This is a genomic window from Marinobacter flavimaris, from assembly GCF_045057155.1.
In the GTDB taxonomy this organism is placed as follows: Bacteria; Pseudomonadota; Gammaproteobacteria; order Pseudomonadales; family Oleiphilaceae; genus Marinobacter; species Marinobacter manganoxydans.
This window is the reverse complement of sequence record NZ_CP171359.1, coordinates 2,564,000-2,580,935: the sequence shown is the minus strand read 5'-3', so window position 1 is coordinate 2,580,935 and position 16,936 is coordinate 2,564,000. Positions and strand designations below refer to the sequence as shown.

Sequence of the window (16,936 nt, the reverse complement as noted above, 5' to 3'; positions counted from 1 at the left end):
TTCCTCCGTTCAGGCGGCGCAATGACCAATGGGCAGAATCTTTTCCAGTTTGGTGGTGCGGCGCTGTTCGGCGGTGTCGATGAATTCCCGCCCCCAGTAATCGATGTCGTAACGGCTGACCACTTCAAAGGCCTCGCTGAGCCGATTCTGTGCTTCGCTGCGGCTCATGGCCAGGGCGTAGTAGCAGGTGTCGGCAAGGTCCTGGGGGTGATGGGGATTGGCCAGGATGGCACCGCGCAGTTCGGCGGCGGCGCCGGCGAATTCCGAGAGCACCAGCCTGCCACTGCCCTGGGTCAGGCCCTGGGTGGCAATGTATTCCTTGGCCACCAGGTTCAGCCCGTCTCGCAGCGGTGTAATCCACATCACGTCCGCCATGGTGTAGTAAGACACCAGTTCCTCGAACGGCAGGGCGCGGAAGAAGAATTGCACGGGCGTCCAGCCCACCTGTGCGAACTGGCCGTTGATGCGACCGACCGTCTGCTCGATCTGCGAAAGCAGTTCCTCGTAGATGGTCATCCCGGCGGCCGCCGGCACGCAGACCATCATCAGGGTAACTTTGGTTTTCAGCTCCGGGTGCTCGTTGAGCATGCGTTCGTAGGCATCCAGTTTTTCGATGATGCCTTTGGTGAAGTCGAGGCGCTCGACCGACAGAATCAGCCGAACGTCCATCAGTTCGTTACGCAGGGTTTCCATGCGGTCAATCACGCTCTGGTCCGCCAGGGCATGTCGCACCCGGTTCAGGTCCAGCCCCACCGGGTGGGCGCCCAGGCCGATCTTGCGATCATTGACCTTGATTTCGGTGCTCATCTCATCAAGGCCCACGGCACAGCCGTAGGTCAGGAACCGGGGCGCACAGCCGGCTTTCTGAGTGACTTCCAGGGGCGTGACACCGCGAGCCACATCGACAAAGTTTTCCGCCTGCCTGGGAATGTGGAAGCCGATGTGATCGCACTGCAACAGGCTGCCAACGATTTCACGGCGCCAGGGCAGCACGTTGAACACGTCTGCTGAGGGGAAATAGGTGTGATGGAAAAAGGCAATGGTGAGGTCCGGGCGAATCTCGCGCAGATAGGCCGGCACCATCCATAGATTGTAATCGTGAATCCACACCACCGCGTTCTCGGCGGCTTCCTCGGCCGCGCGCTCCGCAAACTGCTTGTTGACCTTGAGGAACACCTGCCAGTGATCATCGTGGAAGGTGGCGCGCTCCCAGAAGGTGTGCAGGGTTGGCCAGAAGGCTTCCTTGGAGAACCGCTTGTAGAAAATCTCGACGTCGTCTTTGCTTAGGGGCACCCGCGCGGCCACCAGTTTTTCGTAGCGGTCGGTATCCACTTCGGTGTGGGTCTGGAACGGGCCCAGGTCCGGGTCGTCAATGGACCAGGCCACCCAGGAGCCGGCTTTGCCGTCGGCAAAGAAGCTCAGCAGCGTGGGGATGATGCCATTGGGGGATTTTGGGCGACGGCGGATCAGTTCGCCGTTTTCCACCACTTCTTCGTAGGGCAGGCGGTGGTACACGATTACCAGGTCGGATTTGCCCCGGTTCATGTAGTCCGGCGCTTCCGCTTCAATGCCCAGATGGCCGAGATACCCGAAGTGTTCGAACGCCTCAAGGATACCGCCGCAGCCGGCTGCCCCGGCGTGAAGAACCCTTGCCTTGTGCATGGTAGCGTCCAGCAGGTCGGGCTCAGATTCGCCCACGCACACGCCTTTGAAGCCGTGCTCGTACATCGACAGGTCATTCAGGGTGTCGCCGGCCACCAGCACGGATTCCGGGTCGACGTTCAGGTGTTTCACCAGTCGTGACAGGGTACGCCCCTTGTTCACGCCCCGGGGCAGGATGTCCAGGTACTTGTGGTTGGAGAAGAGCGCATTGCAGGACAGCGCCTCGATGCGGGCGACCATCTCGTCAGTGACCACATCGCCGTCGCAGAAATAGGACACGCGGCGTTCCTGGGGGACTTCCTGTCGCTGCAGGCCGTCAAAGGGGAGCAGGGCGTCTTCGATCATCTGTTCGCCCGGCCAGAGCTCGTCGATCTCGCCTTGCAGCGGTTGGATGGCCTGCTGGGTCTCGCCGTGAACCACGGTGCAGCCGACGTCACAGATGATGTAGTCCGGCTGCGGAATGGTGGGGTCGGACAGCAGCGGCAGCACGGATTCCAGGCCGCGACCGGTCACGAATACCAGGTCTATTTCGGGGTGGGCGGCAACCAGTCGGTAGAGCTTGAGGCGGTTATCGGGATCACCCGCGAGAAAAGTACCATCGAGATCGGTGGCCAGTAACATAGTCTGCTCCTATCGAAACTTTTGCTCAGATAAGGAATGCGTTGCAGCTTTCATACCGGAATCGGATTTAACAGCGTCACCTATGGCGCAGCGATTGCAGGCCAGTAAGCAGTGGCACGGCGATCAGGGCGATACAAAAACTGAACAACACACCCCAAGTGCTTGCTGTCTGAGGCAAACAAGCCCTTTCATTTCAGGGCAGGGAGGTGTGTATCTGGACTTTAATGCGCCCTATTGGTGCAATTCTCGCGAGTGTCGCGCTATTACAGCTCGGCAGTGGCTTGTTGAATACGCTGCTGGCGGTCACGGCCAATGAGCAGGGTTTTTCCACGGCGCGGATCGGCGTCATCATGTCTGGTTTTTTCGTGGGGTTCGCCTGCGGCATCTTTATCAGTGGCCGTTTGATCCGCCGCATGGGCCATATCCGTACCTTTGCCTTCTGCGCGGCGGTGTGCGCGTCCATCGCGCTGCTGCACTCCCTGTGGGTTGATCCCTGGGCATGGATGGCGCTTCGCTTTCTTTACGGATTGTCCCTGGTCACCCTGATGACGGTGACGGAGAGCTGGCTAAACGCCCGCGCTGAGAAGCACGAGCGCGGGCGGGTCTTCGCCATGTATATGGTGGTCAACCTTGGGGGAATTGCCCTTGCTCAGCAACTGCTCAGGCTGAGCCCGGGCGAGCTGTTGGTGCTGTTTTCGGTGTCGGCCATCCTCAGTTGCTGGGCGCTGCTGCCCATCACCATCAGCAGTCGCAGCCAACCCCACATTCCCGAACGGGCTAAGAGCAGTCTGAAGAAAATCATCGGCTTTGCGCCGCTGGCCGTTGCTACCTCGGCGCTCTCCGGCCTGGCCATGGGCGCTTTCTGGGCAATGGCGCCTTTGTACGCGAGCAAGCTCGGATTCGGGTTGTCGGAGGTGGGGCTGTTGATGAGCCTCACCATTGTGGTCGGTGCGCTGCTGCAGATCCCGATCGGCCGGTTCCACGGACATGCTGGTACTGCACGGAGCGGGCGCTGCCCTGGCGCCTCTGCTCGTGGGTTTGATTATGAATCTGGTGGGCCCTCAGGGCATGCCTGTTTACATGGCGGTTGTTCTGGGCTTGCTCGCCACCTATGCGATCTATCAGGTTCGCCATGTCTCCGTGCTCACCGCGGGCGAGCAGGCGCATTTTGAGCCGATGGCGCAGTCGTCCCATGAGATTGTTGAAATGATTGAGCGATAGATAGTTGTCGCACCGGCTCACCGCTCCAGGGACGCTGAGTGACCCGCGTTCGAGCTTCCGATAGCCGGGAAGTCATTGGCTCTGTAGCTGCCCTACATAGGCGGAAACGAAGGCCGCTTCCTGGAAGGCCTTCAACCCCGTCTCTGCAAACGCAATGGGCAACGGATTGGCTGCCAGGGTGGACTTGATGAGGGCGGAGGGCAGCAGTGTCACCGTCAATTCGATATCGGTGATCAGTTGAATGGCGGCTTCCATTTTGAAGCTGACAGCACCACCGGCAAATTTGCCTTTGGGCATTCGCTCTTTGATCGCGACGTGAGTCACGCCGTACTCGGCCATTAATGCCGCAAAGGCCGCCTGGAACTGCTTCAGGTCTTCACGGCTATGGTTTTTTGGCAGTGACAGTTTGCGCACCTTGCATTCCGGCAAATTGAACTGCCCCCGGTCCATATTCAGAAAACACACCACTGCATCACTGCCGGTAAGCTCAACGCCGCAAACAATCATAGCCATTTCCCCCGTCTCCGCCGGTTATCAGCCGCAGCACTTCTTGAATTTGAGCCCGCTACCGCAGTTGCAGATATCGTTACGTGAAGGCGATTTTACCGTGGTAACCGTCCCGCCTTTGGTCAGGATAGCAGTGAGCTCGGTAATGGACTCAACGGCGCCCTCGCGGGTATCCACCGAAATGTTCGCGTACAGCTTTGCCTTGGCCACTTGCGCTTCGACTTCCTGCTTGCGCGCGTCACTGGTCACCACCAGCGTAAGCGGGTATTTCTTGCTGCCACTCTTCTGGCTGGCGTTGGTCTGAAAGCCGCCGTAAGTGGTGTGGTGCTGGCGTGCGTCCTGCCGGCCTTTGAAGAAAAATTTGTCTGACATGCTGAGATCCTGATGGGGAGAATGCCCGGGCTATTGCCGGGAGGAGTCTTTTAGCATGCTTATGGAGACGGCGATATAGGGAGATACGAAATCCGTCCGCTCCCCCGTGACGGTTTTGTGACCTTTCCTTGATCGACTTTTTACCCAGCCGTGACGGCCGCGTAAGCGTTCCTGCTTAGTCTGCATTCTGATGCTGCTGGTCTTCAGGTATGGGGGCGGCAGTGTCGAATAGACACTATTTCCAATAAGGAGAATGCACAATGAAAAGCCTGACAGCGACGCTTTTGGCCCTCGGTACCACCCTGGCCCTGATGGCCCCGGCCCATGCGGACGACATGGACAAGGGCAACAAGGGAATGGACGACACCATGATGCAGGACGACATGAAAGAAGACGGCATGGCCAAAGACTCCATGAAGTCCGACACCATGGACACCATGCATGACGGGATGAAGACCGAAAGCATGATGGATGAGGACATGAAGAAAGAGGGTATGGAAAAAGACGCCATGAAAAAGGATGGAATGTCCGAAGGGGATAAAACATCCATGTAATGGCCGGAAATTTTCCAGAGTGGCGCTCTATTGAACGCCGTAAACCTCAATAATCGTCTTGGCCAGCTCCAGGTCGTTCTGGTTCGCCAGTGCGAGCTGGTTCAGTGCCCGGATGGTGGTGTCTTTCTGGGAGGCATCGACACCCAGCAGTTGCACGATGGTGTCCACCTTTTCACCGCCACCGCTTGCCAGCTGGTGGCGAAACTCTCCGCTGAACGCGATGATGATTTCCTTGATCTGTCGCGGCTTGGAGGTGGAGATCCCGGTCGGGGTGTCAGGCTTCAGGGTGACGAAGTACTGGTCCGGCGAGAACTCGTGAATGGCACCTGAAACACCATCGGTAGTGGAACCCAGAAGCCCGCCGATCACGATGTTCCCGAAGAACCAGGGGTTGGTTGTGGTAGAGAGCTGAGCGGTGTAGGTCTTGTAGCCTTCCTTCTCAAAGGTAATGGACTGGTTGGAGCCCCGATCCACTGGCACCGTCAGTGGCGTTTTACCGAGCACTCGGCCGGAAACCGTAACGGTGGCTTCTTCGGGCTCGCTGTTGAAGGTGAGCTTCTGGTCGGTTCCTGAGACGACCGACGCGCAACCGGTCGACAGAAACGCGATTGCAGCGAGTGTGAGGAGTAGGGAGTACTTCATGGTTCTTCCTTGTTGTAGAACGTGGTTCCAGAAACGTTATTGCGTGAGGGAGACGTCACCGGGCTGGATTTGCAGTTCGGCGAGTTTGTCGAGCAGACCCTGAATGTTGGCTTTGCCGGAGCCTTCGTTGGCCAGTCTCAGGCGCTTGATAGCGGCGAATGCATCGCCAATGGTGGCGGTGTAGGGGGCGACAACCGTTTCATTCAGAACCACGGCACCGTTGTTATCGCGGTCAGTGAGGATGTATCTCACGTGGGTGGTTACCTCGAAGTCCAGACCGAACATGGGTTGGTCAACTTCCAGCAGGAGCGCTTCGAGCTGGTAGCGGCCGGAGCCTGCGAGCAGTCCCTGTTTCTGCAGGGTTTGCTTCAGGGCGCCAGCGAACGCGTCGTTGTCGATTTCAGAAGTCCAGGCGGGGTTTGTTTTTTCACCGCCAGATACGTTGGTGACATCCACATTGTCTTCCAGGGCTGTGTCGTAGGCCTTCACTGGCCCCTCATACACCATGTTGCCCATTTTGGCGCCGGAGGCGCAGCCGGTGAGGTACAGCAGAGCAGCCAGCACTGCCAGGATCCTTGCGTTTCGCACAGTAGATTCCTTCTTACTTAATTGATTATTTTGAGTTATTCCCTGCCGACACGCCGGAGCTTATGGCGGCGCGCCATGGTAGCTGAGCGTTGGAGAGCTTGCTATGAACTGAGGGGCTAACCGGAGTAAAATCTCGTGAAATGTCACGGAGAGGCTGGTCTGGAGTTTGTTCCAGTGCTGCGGGCTTTTTGTGCTGGACGCTACTCTTTGAGCCGAACGAGCAACCGCCCATCCTGGACCTGGATATAGTCCACGCCGGCTGCAAAGGATTGCCAGAACCCCGGGCTGGCACCGAACTCGTTGACCAGATCCACGTTTTTGAGGTTGCCCAGCCAGGCGTTGGGGATGGGAACGCCCATCAGGCTCACTCCCTTTAACTTAACCAGCGGGCGACCGTTGGCAAAGGAGAGTTCAACTCCTGCATTTACCCGCACCGTTCTGCCGCCGAGTACAGGGAAACCCTTTTCAAAAGGTACGAGAAGCACCGCGCTCAGAAGATCGTCCGAGAGATCGACGGCGAGGCGTTGAGCCAGATCCGTGTTGTTGGCGAGCATGCTATTGAGTTCCCGCTCGCTGAAGCGTACCTCCCGGCTGGCACCTTCCTCACTGTAGGGCTCTGGCTTTAACGGGCCGGCAGATCCACCACCTTGGGTGTCAATCCCCAGGGTGTTCAATTTGCTGTTGAGTGAATCCTGTTCACTGGCATTCAGGGTTACGGGTTCGAAGTTGTCTGGGAACACATAGTGGCTTAACCACCAGTAACCAATGCCTGCCGTGGCAACGATGGTGAGCAGGACAATGCCAAAGACGTGTAAGCCACTGAAGCCCTTCTTTGCGGGTGGTGGCGCGGATGTTGATTTATCGTCGGTTGTTTCACTCATTGCCGATGGCACCGCTTTGACGCGGTGGTTTCAGTTCCCTTTTTTGAATTTCGCTTTGCAGTTCCCGCTCATGCACATGGTGCAGTAATGCTCACGGTCCTCGAGCTTGGTGCCCTCTGTGATCTTGATGCCACAGCCGTTGCAGAGCAGAACGGCAACGTCGCCTTCAAATTTCACAATAGCGTGTTCGTATTCCATAAGACACTCCGGTCCTGATTTAAAATGCCTCATGAGTAGTACGGTATTCGCAGCGGGGCAGACCGCTGGCGGGCTGCTACCACCGGCGTGTTTGAGATTAAACCGCGATAAACTCTTTTCGTCATTCCAGAACCTTTGGCCAGTTTGCGTCTGCCTGTCGAATGAAGCCCTCTGTGTCCTTCAGCCATCGATCCTGAACTGACTCATTGTAGTTGAGATACAGCCGGCCATCGCGGATGGCCCAGTGTTGAGGGTCACCTTTGGCGAGGTAGCCTTGGGCGACCGCCCAGGCGCAGTAGCCGCCGTAGGCAGGCAAGTAGCGTTCAGGATTGGCTTCGAAGCGCGTCAGGTTCTCCGCACTCGCGAATCGCCAGGTTACGCCCAATTGCTCTGTGGTGTATTCGCGCGAGCCTTTGGCTGGTTTTCCCGTTTCGAAGTAGCTGACTGTGTCGTAGCCGCCCGCCCCGGTATTGCTCAGCAGGCCGGTGTAGACGGCAGGCTCAGAGGCCCAGGCGCTGGCGGTCAAGAAGAATACGAGGGTGATGAATGTCAGCTGTCTGTTCATATCGATTTCCTCGAAGGATTTCAGGCATTTTGGAATTCTGCGCCGTGCTATCCGGTTTTAGAACCGGAACTATCAGTTTTGTTTCACTGGATCGACGTTAACGTGGGAAAACTGGCCCCCTCATTCAGGGTGTCGCAAATCCTCCCTTGGGTGGCTAATCTGAAAAGCAATCTATAGGGATTGTGGAGGATTTCAGATGGCACCCAGGCAGAGGTTTCTGCTGATTGCCGTCGTGGCCCTGGCGGCCATTGCCATCTCAGCGCAGGTCGCGCTGTCGTCGCCCTGGCTGGGGCTCGAGCTTTCGCCCCATGATGGGCCGGAAGGGCTCCGGGTCGATCGGGTGCACCCGGATTCACCGAACGCCGGGGTTATTCGGGTGGGCAGCATAATTGTGGGGCTGCAAGCGGCGGATGGTCGGCAAATCCCGCTGCATGGCAATCTGGTGATGGAAGAACCAGACCTGCTAAGCCACACCGATCTTAATCTGTTTATGAAGCGCCAGACCGAGTTGGATCAGGCGCTGCGCTCAGGCGGGGCACGGTTTGTTCTCGCATCCGGTGACCAGGTGCCGGCTGTGGCCATCGATACGCCGTGGCATCAGCTCTCGGGCGGCTTTTCGATTCACACCTTTTACGGGCTGATTGCTTTGATGGTGGCGGTTGGCATCTGGGCCTTCCGCCCGAAAAGCGCAGCGACCCGGCTTTACGCGCTTTCCGGCGTAGCAACCATGGTGAACACCCTGACTCTTGCCATCTACGGCGATCGGGAGTTTGTGCTGAGTGGCGATGTGTTTGCGGTGGTTTCTGCGGTTAACCACCTGGCCACGCTCATGGTGAACGCTTCCCTGGTCTCCCTGTTTTGGGTGTATCCGCGCCCGCTTGCCCGTTTTCCCGTTCCGGCACTGATGATTTGCATCGCGCTGATCATGTGGGTTCTGAGCGAACTCCAGGTGGGCGAAAGCGCCCAGGTGACGGTCTACCTGCCCATTGTCGTCGGTTATGTACTTGGCTTGTGCTTTGCGGCTGCCCAATGGGTGGCCTCGAAAGGTCGCCCCCTCGAACGCGCTGCCCTGAAGTGGTGTGTATTGGCAATTTTCCTGGGCAGTGTTTTGCTGATGGGGCTGGTGATCATACCGCCAGCCTTCGGCCACCCCCCGCTCGTGCCGCTGCTGGTGGGGTTCGGCGCCTACCTGATTCTGTACCTTGGCATCGCGGCGGGGCTGGTGCGCTATCGCCTGTTTGATATTGAGCGATGGTGGTTCAAGACCTGGCTCTGGTTTGCCGGGGGGCTGATGGTGCTGGTGTTGGATGCGATCCTGATCATGGGCGTTGGTTTGACCAGCACCTATGCGCTGACTCTTTCGCTTGCCATTGCGGGCTGGCTTTACTTTCCATTGCGGCAATGGCTTTGGGATCGATTCGGGCAGCGTTCCAGCATTTCTCTGAACGAGGCTCTCAGGGAGCTGGTGGATAAGCTTTTTTCTGCCTCTACGGAAGCGGAAGTTCGCAGGGCCTGGCCGGATCTGCTGCGCATGACGTTTCAGCCACTCAGTCTGGAGATGCCCGATGCGCCGGATAAAAAGGCCGCGGTGGCAGTATCGGCAGACGGTGTGTTGATGGAGCTGCCTGCGCTACCGGGTGATACCCGGCGGGCGAGCCTGGAATTTGCCAGCAATGGGGCCCGGCTGTTTACCAAGGAGGATATGCGGGTGGCGAACCTGCTGTATGACCTTACTGGAAAGGCGTTGCAGGCGCTGCAGGCCCGTGATGCGGGGGCGAAGAAGGAGCGCAGCAGAATCATGCGGGATCTTCATGACGATCTGGGTGCCCGGTTGCTGAGCCTCGTGTACGCCACGGACACAGGAACGGTGCGCGAGGTGGCCCGATCGGCCCTGAGGGACCTGCATGGGCTGGTAGATACCACTGCAGGGACACCAGCCAGTCTGTTGGAGGTGGCCAACGGCTGTGAGGGTGAAATACGCCAGCGGCTGACGGACTCGGGTATCGAACTGGATTGGCAGGCAGATCCCATGAGGCTGTCTGACCAGGAGCTTTCGGCCCGGGCTGCTGCCAATATCGCGCGCATTCTCAGGGAAGCAATTTCCAATATCATCAAACACGCCAATGCTGATCGGGTAGAGGTAACGTGGAGTCGTGATAGCGACCATCTTCTCGTGCGGGTTTCCGACAACGGCAAAGGCGAGACCCTGGATGGCCAGGGTGACGGGCACGGCCTCAGAACCATGCAGGTTCGTGCCGAGGACCTGGGCGGTCGTGTTGATTGCTGGGTGTTGGCGGAAGGCGGCTTTGTTGTGGAGCTGACGCTGCCGGCAGCCTAGCTGTCGATCATACCCATGCGCATGGCTTCCCGGGTGGCTTCCGCCCGGGAGGACACCTCCAGCTTGCGATACACGGTTTTCACGTAACCGGCGGTTGTGTGGCGGGTAATGCCCAGGGCCTGGCCAACCTGAGCCAGCGTGAAGCCTCTGGCAATCAGTTCCAGTACTTCCTGCTCACGCGGGGTCAGGTCCGGCTGTGCGATGGTATCCGGCGGTGCAAAGGTTGCCAGAACCCGCCTGGCCACCGACGGCGACAGTGGCGGCTCATCGTCAATAATACCCGCCAACCGGCGAGCCAGCTCGGATTGGGATTGCTGTTTCAGCAGGTATCCCCTGGCGCCCGCCCGTAGTGCCGGGAACACATGGCGGTCGTCGTCGTGGATGGTTATCACGATGCAGAGGCACTCGGGCACCGCCTCGCGCAGGTCGCGGATAAAGTCGATGCCATTACCGTCTGGCAGGCTGAGATCAATCAGAGCAATGTCCGGCTCAAGATCCGCCTGTTGAAGGTGAGACAGTTTATCCCTTGCCTCAGTGAGCCGGTTGGCAACGGTCACCGAAATCTCCGGAAAAACTTCCTTGAGCACGTCGCGCAGCCAATCCTGAGCGCCTGCGTGATCTTCCAGAATAAACCCCAACTTCATTTGATCGTCCTGATGCTCTTGGGTTGCCGCTCTTTCAACATAGCCCCCTCAAATGGGGGAGTCAAAGCCGGCCAAGGTCCCCTCAGGTGCGGTCTGCTGCCGTTGGTTCATGTCCGATAGCCTAGTGACGGACAGCGTAAAGCAACGGCTTTACGAACAAGGAGGCAGTCGAATGAAAACATTGAATGTTATACTCAGGGTGTTAACCGTTTTGGCCGTGTGCTTTGCCCTGGCGGGCTGCTTACGGAGCAGTGATTCAAATGATGATGACCTGGTTGAGGAAGATTCCAGCGAGGAGGTCGGTGGCGATGATGTCGCTGACAGCGGTGATACCGGGGACAGCAGCGGTGATGGCGGGGGTGGTGGCACAGCCTCTGGCGCACCAGCCGCGCCAGTGGTTACGCCCGCCTACGATGACTGGACGCTGACTTTTACCTGGCCGGCAGTGGCCGACGCAGACTTTTACCGCGTGTTTGAAGACCCGGACGGCGTGAGCGGCTTTACCCAGATAGGTTCGGACCTGACTGCCAACGAATACACCAACAATATCAGCCTCACCGAACGCAACGGCGCCCGTTATGTCGTTGCCGCCTGCAACAGTGAGGGCTGTACCGATTCCAGTGAAGTGACGGTTGATGGCCTGGACAGCGGGATCACGCCCATCGTGGTAAGTGGCGATCCGGCGCCGGGCATTGGCAGTGGCGCCGTGTTCAGCGGTGAAGTTGGCACCCAGCTGAGGTTCGATGTTAATCAGTCTGGCGCCGTCGCAATTCTCGGTGCAACCGATCAAACGGACAGCAGCGGTAGCTTGAGAGACGGTATTTTCAGCTACAGTTCGGGCGCGGGCCTGAGCCTGATCCAGGCCGACGACGCCACGCTGCCCTCAAGCGATGCTACCTACAACGGTTTTTTCAACGTACTGATCGATAACACCGGTCAAATCATCTTCGGCGGTATCCTGAACCAGTAATCGGGCTCGGTGACGGATCAGGTCGATGGGCTTAACAATGAGGTGCTGTTACGCAGCAATGCCGGCACAACGTCTGTGATCGCCCGGGAAGGCGACCCTGCGAGGAATGGCACCGAGTTTCCGACACTGGATGCGGGAAATATCTACTTTACAGAGAATATCCAGGGTAATCGGTTATTCTCGTCCTTGAGTTCAGACGGCAATGGTGCGATTACCTTTAAGCCCGGGTCGAACACGGATGCCTTCAAAGTGGCAGACGATTCGTTTTATCCAGCGGGCAGCGCATTTTGGACGATCACAGGCTTGGGGCAGAAGGCCCAATCGTTAAAGGCCGGTGAAACGCTACTTCCTGGCAATCTCGAGCCTAAAAACTTTGGTTCCCTCGATTTCGACAGCAACCAGGCAGAGCAACTGGTGTTTGGGCTGTCGCTTCAAAACGCGGACGGGACTGCGCTGGCCGGCTCGGAGGATACCGGTATATACGTCCGTAATGCCGATGGCAGCTATCGGGAAGTCGTGCGGGAGGCTGGCGGCTCCGCGCGGGACTTTATTTATAATCTGAACTCGGCGAGACCTCTGCTGACCGATAACGGTGAAGTGTTCTACTACGCCCTTAGAGGGGTTTCCGGGCCGGCCAATCGGGGCATCTACACCGATTCGCTGGGTAACGGTGATTTTACCCGGATCAGCCGTAGCGAGCAGACGCTCCTGCTGGATGATGGCTCGCTCTTTGAGGTCACCGGTTTCATTGGCGGCGCGAACTCGTTCGAGGTGGGCGCCGACGACTCCGTGGCCTTCCTGGTCAACTCGGGCACCCTGGATCAGGAAGACGCTTTGCTGGTCTGGACCAACGACGGAACCAGTGCCACCACGAAGGTGTTTTTCCAGGAGGGGGATCCCGTTCGAGGTTTGCCGGATGCTTCCGGTGTGGAGCTTGCTGTTAGCTTGGGCTCGAACACAACCAGATTGGCGTTCAGCCGGCAATCCTGGGCGGCATTCCGGGCGAGCGATGAGGCGGACATCAATAACCGAAAGAGTCTGCTGCTTGCCTCCAGCCCTTCAGGTTATACCCGCGTGATCGCGAGGGAAAGGCAGCAGTTCGCGGTTGATGGCGTCAATTATGGTGTTGTGACCGAAATCCTGGATTTCAAAATGGCTGCGCCGGCCGAAATGATTGTGTCATTGCGATTTGATGAAGATGGTATATCCGGCCTGCAACCAGACGGCTCTTTTGTGGGGCCAGACGGCAAGAATGGGCTCTTCCGTGTTGTATTGTGCAGCCCCTCAGAGCCCTGTTAACAGGAACTCGTAAACTGCAACATTCATCGGCAAGGTAAACGGCATATCGAAAATAAACGGGTAGGGTGCCAGCAGCGATCTTGCCCGTCTTCTTTCAAATAAAAAAGGCAGCCCTGAGGCTGCCTTTTTTGATCACGTATTGGCTGTTATTTACAGGCCAATAACGTTCTCTGCCTGCGGGCCTTTCTGGCCCTGAGTCACGGTGAACTCAACTTCCTGGCCTTCGGCCAGAGTTTTGAAACCGCCACCCTGAATATTGCTGTAATGAACAAAGACGTCTGCGCCGCCTTCACGAGTAATAAAACCAAAACCTTTTGCTTCGTTGAAGAACTTAACGTTGCCGGTAATTGTAGACATAGATAGTTATCCTGAAATTAATCAATAAGGTGCCGTCAAAGGATCGTTGTGATCATTGATCAGCGATATGCGGGAAATAAAAAAACGTGCAGGATCAAAAACAGGACAAAAGGTGTGGCAACACAAGAGGTCTTATTCGTGAAATGCTTTGCTAGATCTTTCCAACGAGAAGGACAGTACGCTAATTAGGAGGCCCTGCATAGCAAAGTTTTCAACTGTTGCGAAAAACCGGAACAGACTTGTTTGGTGGGCAAACAACCTGTCCCGGTGTGCATTCGCGTTCTAACGTTCTTTTATATTGCCGTCCGCATCGGAAATCACTATCTCGACCCGCCTGTTCTGTTGGCGCCCTGCGGATGTTTCGTTCGTCGCAACCGGGTATTGTTCCCCGAATCCCTGCACTTCAATCCGGGCCCGATCAATACCTCTATCCATCAGGGCCTCTCTTACCGCCTCAGCCCGACGCTCTGACAGTTGTTGGTTGTAAGATTCTGCTCCGGTGCTGTCCGTGTATCCTTCCACGCGCACGCGACGGTTTTCATATTCAGCCATGAAGTCAGCCAGGCGGCCTACTGTCGTTTCCCCGGCAGGTTTCAGTTCAGCACGATTCAGGTCGAACAGAACGTCACCGAGGGTAAGTACCATGCCACGGTCTGTCTGTTCGGCCTGCATAGCCTCCATTTGACGGCGCAATTCAGCGGCTTCCTGCTGGGCAGCCTGAGCCTGTGCAGAGCGAGCCTGCAACTCCAGTTCCTTGCGTCTTTCTTCGGCGGAATTTATCTGTTGCTGCAGCTTGGCGCGTTCGGCCTGCTCCCGGGCAATCTCGGCATGGCGATTGGCCAGGTAGGCCGCATGCTCGATTTCCGCGGTGCTGGCACCCTCTTCCAGTAATCGTTCAGCGCGGGCCAGCTGATCCCTGGCGCTTCTTAGCTGGCGGTCGCCACTGCGGGCAACGTCTGGATCGGTTCGAATGTCCTCATAGGCCGCCTTTGCTTCATCAACCATCTGATTGTCCTTGGGCGTACTGGCACATCCGGCCAGGAAGACGGAAAAGCCGACAACCATGCTCAAAATCATGTATCGATTGTTCATATCAATCTCCTGTTTAAGCTGGCGCCCTTACTGGCTTCCATTCATGCGTTGGCGAAGAGACTCGATGTTCCTGTTGATCTCTTCCACAGCCTGTCTGGCTTTTGCAGTTTCGGCACGCGCGCCGGCCAGCTGAGCATCGACGGATGCCTGTTCCAAAAGGTGCAGTGCTCTCTGATAATTCTCTTCGCTCATTTCATCGTCGATGAGCTCTTCGGCATCGGCAAGCTTGTTCTGGGCCTGATTCAGCAGCACTGGCTCAAAGTTTCTTGCGTCGGATGACACCGCTTGTTGAACGGAAGATTCGGCGGTTCGCATTTGAGAGGTGGGGGGCTCGACGGAGCCTGCGCAACCGGTGATGGCGACGGCTATGCCGGCAATCCCGACGGCGCCCAATATCGACATATAATTGCTCATGCAATATCTCCTTATACTGGAAAACGGAGGCCTGACTGATTCCTTTAATCCAGTCAGGTTGCTGATCTGTGGTAATGGACCTTGAGGAGAACTCAGGGTATCTGTCAGCTCAAACGCCTCTACTTCCTCAATTCAAAGATAGCAGTCAGTAGTGTTGTGCACATGAGCATTTATCAATGAACATTAAGAATCGAAACACACTGTCTGAGAACGAGTAAGCCCTCCAAAATGAACGCTCCTTTCAAACTCCGGCCTTATCAGCAGGAAGCGGTTGATGCCACGCTGGCTCATTTTCGAAAAACCGATGAGTCCGCCGTTATCGTGCTGCCAACCGGTGCTGGGAAAAGCCTGGTTATTGCCGAGTTGGCGCGTCTCGCGAAGCGAAGGATCCTGGTGGTAACCCACGTAAAGGAGCTGGTGGAGCAGAATCACGCAAAGTATCAGAGTTATGGATTAACCGGCGGGGTTTTCTCTGCCGGGCTGAAGCGGAAGGAAAGTCACCACCAGGTGACCTTTGCCAGTGTGCAGTCGGTATCAGCGAACCTGGATCAGTTTCGGGACGAATACTCGCTGGTCATTATCGATGAATGCCATCGGGTCAGCGGGGAAGAAACCAGTCAGTATCAGCGCATCATAGAGCTCTTGCGGCAACAGAACGATTCTCTGAAAGTGCTCGGGCTGACTGCGACGCCTTACCGTCTGGCCATGGGCTGGATCTATCGCTATCACTATCGGGGCTTTGTTCGGGGCGAGGATGACAAGCCCTTTCAGTACTGCATTTACGAGCTACCGCTGAATTACATGATCAATCGAGGGTATCTCACCCGGCCGGAGCTGGTGAACGCGGCAGTGGCGCAATACGATTTCTCTGCGCTGCCCCAGGACCGCTTTGGCGAATACGCCGAGAGGGACGTTAACCAGCTGCTGAGCAAACATAAGCGCGTGACCCGGGCGATCATTGAGCAGGTTGTGGAGTTGGCTGCCGAGCGTCAGGGCGTGATGATCTTTGCGGCCACCGTGGAGCATGCGCGGGAGGTTGCCGGGTACCTGCCAGAACACGAAACTGCCTTGATAACGGGCGCCACCGATCTGAAGGATCGGGACTTGCTGATTCAGCGCTTCAAGCAGCGGCAGTTGAAATATCTGGTGAACGTGTCTGTGCTCACCACGGGCTTTGATGCGCCCCATGTGGACTTCATCGCCATTCTTCGGCCCACCCAGTCGGTGAGTCTCTATCAGCAGATTGTGGGCCGTGGTCTTCGTCTGGACGAAGGCAAGCAGGATTGCCTTGTAATTGATTACGCCGGCAACCATGTAAACCTGCATCACCCGGAGGTGGGGGAGCCGAAACCGAACCCTGATAGTGAGCCGGTGCAGGTGTTCTGCCCGGGCTGCGGGTTTGCCAATATCTTCTGGGGCAAAACAGACGATGATGGCCGTGTGATCGAGCACTACGGCCGCCGTTGCCAGGGGCTGCTGGAGCCGGTTGACGGGGTTCAGGATGAACGCCCGCAGCAGTGCGATTACCGTTTCCGCTTCAAGGAGTGCCCGCATTGCGGGGCCGAGAATGATATCGCAGCCCGTAACTGCCACCAGTGCCAGAAAGCCATCATCGACCCGGATGATCAGCTGAGAGATGCGCTGAAACTCAAGGATGCCATGGTCATCCGCTGCGCCGGGATATCGCTGGTTGCCGATGGCAGCAAGTTGAAGATCACCTATCACGGGGAAGATGGGGAAGAACTCGGCGAGTCGTTTGATTTCAGCAAGCCGGGCCAACGCGCTGTTTTTAATAAAATGTTCGGGCGTCGCTTTGCCAATAGCCAGGCCCCGAAAGAGTTCAGCTCAGCGGATGAGGTGCTTGAGCTGGAGGCCTTATTGCCGGCACCGGATTTCGTGATTGCGCGTAAGCAGAAGCACTATTGGCAGGTGCAGGAACGGGTTTTTGATTATCAGGGGCAGTTTCGGAAGGCGAATGAAGTTTAGGCCCGGTTTTCCTGTCCTGCTTTTA

18 protein-coding genes are annotated in these 16,936 nt (G+C 57.1%); 6 read left to right on the top strand and 12 right to left on the bottom strand.

The genetic code is table 11. The features are described 5' to 3' along the window. Positions 1-9 precede the first annotated feature (9 nt). Positions 10-2,283, bottom strand: a complete 2,274-nt coding sequence (gene ggpS, locus ACGK9W_RS12200) for a glucosylglycerol-phosphate synthase (RefSeq protein ID WP_405416980.1) — start codon at positions 2,281-2,283, stop codon at positions 10-12. A 284-nt stretch (positions 2,284-2,567) separates the two neighbouring features. Here ggpS and ACGK9W_RS12195 point away from each other — a divergent pair, with 284 nt between their 5' ends. Further along, on the top strand, positions 2,568-3,455 hold the full coding sequence (locus tag ACGK9W_RS12195; RefSeq protein WP_405416978.1) for an MFS transporter: 888 nt from the start codon (positions 2,568-2,570) through the stop codon (positions 3,453-3,455). 121 nt (positions 3,456-3,576) lie between these two features. Here ACGK9W_RS12195 and ACGK9W_RS12190 read toward each other — a convergent pair whose 3' ends face one another. After that, entirely contained in the window at positions 3,577-4,011 is a 435-nt protein-coding gene (locus tag ACGK9W_RS12190) for a DUF3010 family protein (RefSeq protein ID WP_053115454.1), read from the bottom strand. Between the two features lie 27 nt (positions 4,012-4,038). After that, positions 4,039-4,383 carry a PBPRA1643 family SWIM/SEC-C metal-binding motif protein gene (locus ACGK9W_RS12185; protein WP_104270645.1) on the bottom strand — a complete coding sequence of 115 codons (345 nt, stop codon included), beginning with the start codon at positions 4,381-4,383 and terminating at the stop codon, positions 4,039-4,041. A 260-nt stretch (positions 4,384-4,643) separates the two neighbouring features. On the opposite strand from ACGK9W_RS12185, the gene ACGK9W_RS12180 reads away from it, so the two are divergent. After that, positions 4,644-4,937, top strand: a complete 294-nt coding sequence (locus tag ACGK9W_RS12180) for a hypothetical protein (RefSeq protein ID WP_008172497.1) — start codon at positions 4,644-4,646, stop codon at positions 4,935-4,937. Positions 4,938-4,964: 27 nt separating this feature from the next. Here the strand turns inward: ACGK9W_RS12180 and ACGK9W_RS12175 are convergent, their stop codons facing one another. The 5 genes from ACGK9W_RS12175 to ACGK9W_RS12155 form a co-directional block, all read right to left on the bottom strand. Further along, on the bottom strand, positions 4,965-5,579 hold the full coding sequence (locus tag ACGK9W_RS12175) for a PEGA domain-containing protein (protein ID WP_014578102.1): 615 nt from the start codon (positions 5,577-5,579) through the stop codon (positions 4,965-4,967). 36 nt (positions 5,580-5,615) lie between these two features. Then, positions 5,616-6,167, bottom strand: coding sequence for a hypothetical protein (locus ACGK9W_RS12170; RefSeq protein ID WP_139216062.1), 552 nt, complete (start codon positions 6,165-6,167; stop codon positions 5,616-5,618). Between the two features lie 200 nt (positions 6,168-6,367). Beyond that, positions 6,368-7,048 carry a hypothetical protein gene (locus ACGK9W_RS12165; protein ID WP_008172492.1) on the bottom strand — a complete coding sequence of 227 codons (681 nt, stop codon included), beginning with the start codon at positions 7,046-7,048 and terminating at the stop codon, positions 6,368-6,370. A 30-nt stretch (positions 7,049-7,078) separates the two neighbouring features. Beyond that, positions 7,079-7,246, bottom strand: a complete 168-nt coding sequence (locus tag ACGK9W_RS12160) for a hypothetical protein (protein ID WP_273017554.1) — start codon at positions 7,244-7,246, stop codon at positions 7,079-7,081. A gap of 121 nt (positions 7,247-7,367) precedes the next feature. Beyond that, positions 7,368-7,811, bottom strand: coding sequence for a YHS domain-containing (seleno)protein (locus tag ACGK9W_RS12155; protein WP_405416974.1), 444 nt, complete (start codon positions 7,809-7,811; stop codon positions 7,368-7,370). A gap of 196 nt (positions 7,812-8,007) precedes the next feature. On the opposite strand from ACGK9W_RS12155, the gene ACGK9W_RS12150 reads away from it, so the two are divergent. Continuing rightward, a complete protein-coding gene (locus tag ACGK9W_RS12150) occupies positions 8,008-10,149 on the top strand; it encodes an ATP-binding protein (RefSeq protein ID WP_405416972.1) in 2,142 nt (713 codons plus the stop codon). Here ACGK9W_RS12150 and ACGK9W_RS12145 read toward each other — a convergent pair. Continuing rightward, on the bottom strand, positions 10,146-10,793 hold the full coding sequence (locus tag ACGK9W_RS12145) for a response regulator transcription factor (RefSeq protein ID WP_008172487.1): 648 nt from the start codon (positions 10,791-10,793) through the stop codon (positions 10,146-10,148). The genes ACGK9W_RS12150 and ACGK9W_RS12145 overlap by 4 nt on opposite strands. Positions 10,794-10,965: 172 nt before the next feature. On the opposite strand from ACGK9W_RS12145, the gene ACGK9W_RS12140 reads away from it, so the two are divergent. Next, positions 10,966-11,763: a hypothetical protein gene (locus tag ACGK9W_RS12140; RefSeq protein WP_405416970.1), complete on the top strand. Its 798-nt coding sequence runs from the start codon at positions 10,966-10,968 to the stop codon at positions 11,761-11,763. A 9-nt stretch (positions 11,764-11,772) separates the two neighbouring features. Continuing rightward, entirely contained in the window at positions 11,773-13,062 is a 1,290-nt protein-coding gene (locus ACGK9W_RS12135) for a hypothetical protein (protein WP_405416968.1), read from the top strand. A gap of 150 nt (positions 13,063-13,212) precedes the next feature. On the opposite strand, the gene ACGK9W_RS12130 is transcribed toward ACGK9W_RS12135, so the two are convergent. The 3 genes from ACGK9W_RS12130 to ACGK9W_RS12120 form a co-directional block, all read right to left on the bottom strand. After that, positions 13,213-13,419, bottom strand: coding sequence for a cold-shock protein (locus ACGK9W_RS12130; protein ID WP_008172483.1), 207 nt, complete (start codon positions 13,417-13,419; stop codon positions 13,213-13,215). Positions 13,420-13,701: 282 nt separating this feature from the next. Next, on the bottom strand, positions 13,702-14,511 hold the full coding sequence (locus ACGK9W_RS12125) for an OmpA family protein (RefSeq protein WP_405416966.1): 810 nt from the start codon (positions 14,509-14,511) through the stop codon (positions 13,702-13,704). A 27-nt stretch (positions 14,512-14,538) separates the two neighbouring features. Further along, a complete protein-coding gene (locus ACGK9W_RS12120) occupies positions 14,539-14,925 on the bottom strand; it encodes a DUF4398 domain-containing protein (RefSeq protein ID WP_405416964.1) in 387 nt (128 codons plus the stop codon). Between the two features lie 228 nt (positions 14,926-15,153). On the opposite strand from ACGK9W_RS12120, the gene ACGK9W_RS12115 reads away from it, so the two are divergent. Continuing rightward, positions 15,154-16,911, top strand: coding sequence for a DEAD/DEAH box helicase (locus ACGK9W_RS12115; RefSeq protein ID WP_405416963.1), 1,758 nt, complete (start codon positions 15,154-15,156; stop codon positions 16,909-16,911). Positions 16,912-16,936 lie beyond the last annotated feature (25 nt).

What these genes read in the sequence shown, in the direction of transcription:
- ACGK9W_RS12190 (WP_053115454.1), bottom strand. Translation starts at nt 4,011, where the DNA reads ATGATTGTTTGCGGCGTTGAGCTTACCGGCAGTGATGCAGTGGTGTGT.
- ACGK9W_RS12120 (WP_405416964.1), bottom strand. Translation starts at nt 14,925, where the DNA reads ATGAGCAATTATATGTCGATATTGGGCGCCGTCGGGATTGCCGGCATA.
- ACGK9W_RS12175 (WP_014578102.1), bottom strand. Translation starts at nt 5,579, where the DNA reads ATGAAGTACTCCCTACTCCTCACACTCGCTGCAATCGCGTTTCTGTCG.
- ACGK9W_RS12140 (WP_405416970.1), top strand. Translation starts at nt 10,966, where the DNA reads ATGAAAACATTGAATGTTATACTCAGGGTGTTAACCGTTTTGGCCGTG.
- ACGK9W_RS12185 (WP_104270645.1), bottom strand. Translation starts at nt 4,383, where the DNA reads ATGTCAGACAAATTTTTCTTCAAAGGCCGGCAGGACGCACGCCAGCAC.
- ACGK9W_RS12125 (WP_405416966.1), bottom strand. Translation starts at nt 14,511, where the DNA reads ATGAACAATCGATACATGATTTTGAGCATGGTTGTCGGCTTTTCCGTC.
- ACGK9W_RS12155 (WP_405416974.1), bottom strand. Translation starts at nt 7,811, where the DNA reads ATGAACAGACAGCTGACATTCATCACCCTCGTATTCTTCTTGACCGCC.
- ACGK9W_RS12130 (WP_008172483.1), bottom strand. Translation starts at nt 13,419, where the DNA reads ATGTCTACAATTACCGGCAACGTTAAGTTCTTCAACGAAGCAAAAGGT.
- ACGK9W_RS12150 (WP_405416972.1), top strand. Translation starts at nt 8,008, where the DNA reads ATGGCACCCAGGCAGAGGTTTCTGCTGATTGCCGTCGTGGCCCTGGCG.
- ACGK9W_RS12180 (WP_008172497.1), top strand. Translation starts at nt 4,644, where the DNA reads ATGAAAAGCCTGACAGCGACGCTTTTGGCCCTCGGTACCACCCTGGCC.
- ACGK9W_RS12115 (WP_405416963.1), top strand. Translation starts at nt 15,154, where the DNA reads ATGAACGCTCCTTTCAAACTCCGGCCTTATCAGCAGGAAGCGGTTGAT.
- ggpS (WP_405416980.1), bottom strand. Translation starts at nt 2,283, where the DNA reads ATGTTACTGGCCACCGATCTCGATGGTACTTTTCTCGCGGGTGATCCC.
- ACGK9W_RS12160 (WP_273017554.1), bottom strand. Translation starts at nt 7,246, where the DNA reads ATGGAATACGAACACGCTATTGTGAAATTTGAAGGCGACGTTGCCGTT.
- ACGK9W_RS12165 (WP_008172492.1), bottom strand. Translation starts at nt 7,048, where the DNA reads ATGAGTGAAACAACCGACGATAAATCAACATCCGCGCCACCACCCGCA.
- ACGK9W_RS12145 (WP_008172487.1), bottom strand. Translation starts at nt 10,793, where the DNA reads ATGAAGTTGGGGTTTATTCTGGAAGATCACGCAGGCGCTCAGGATTGG.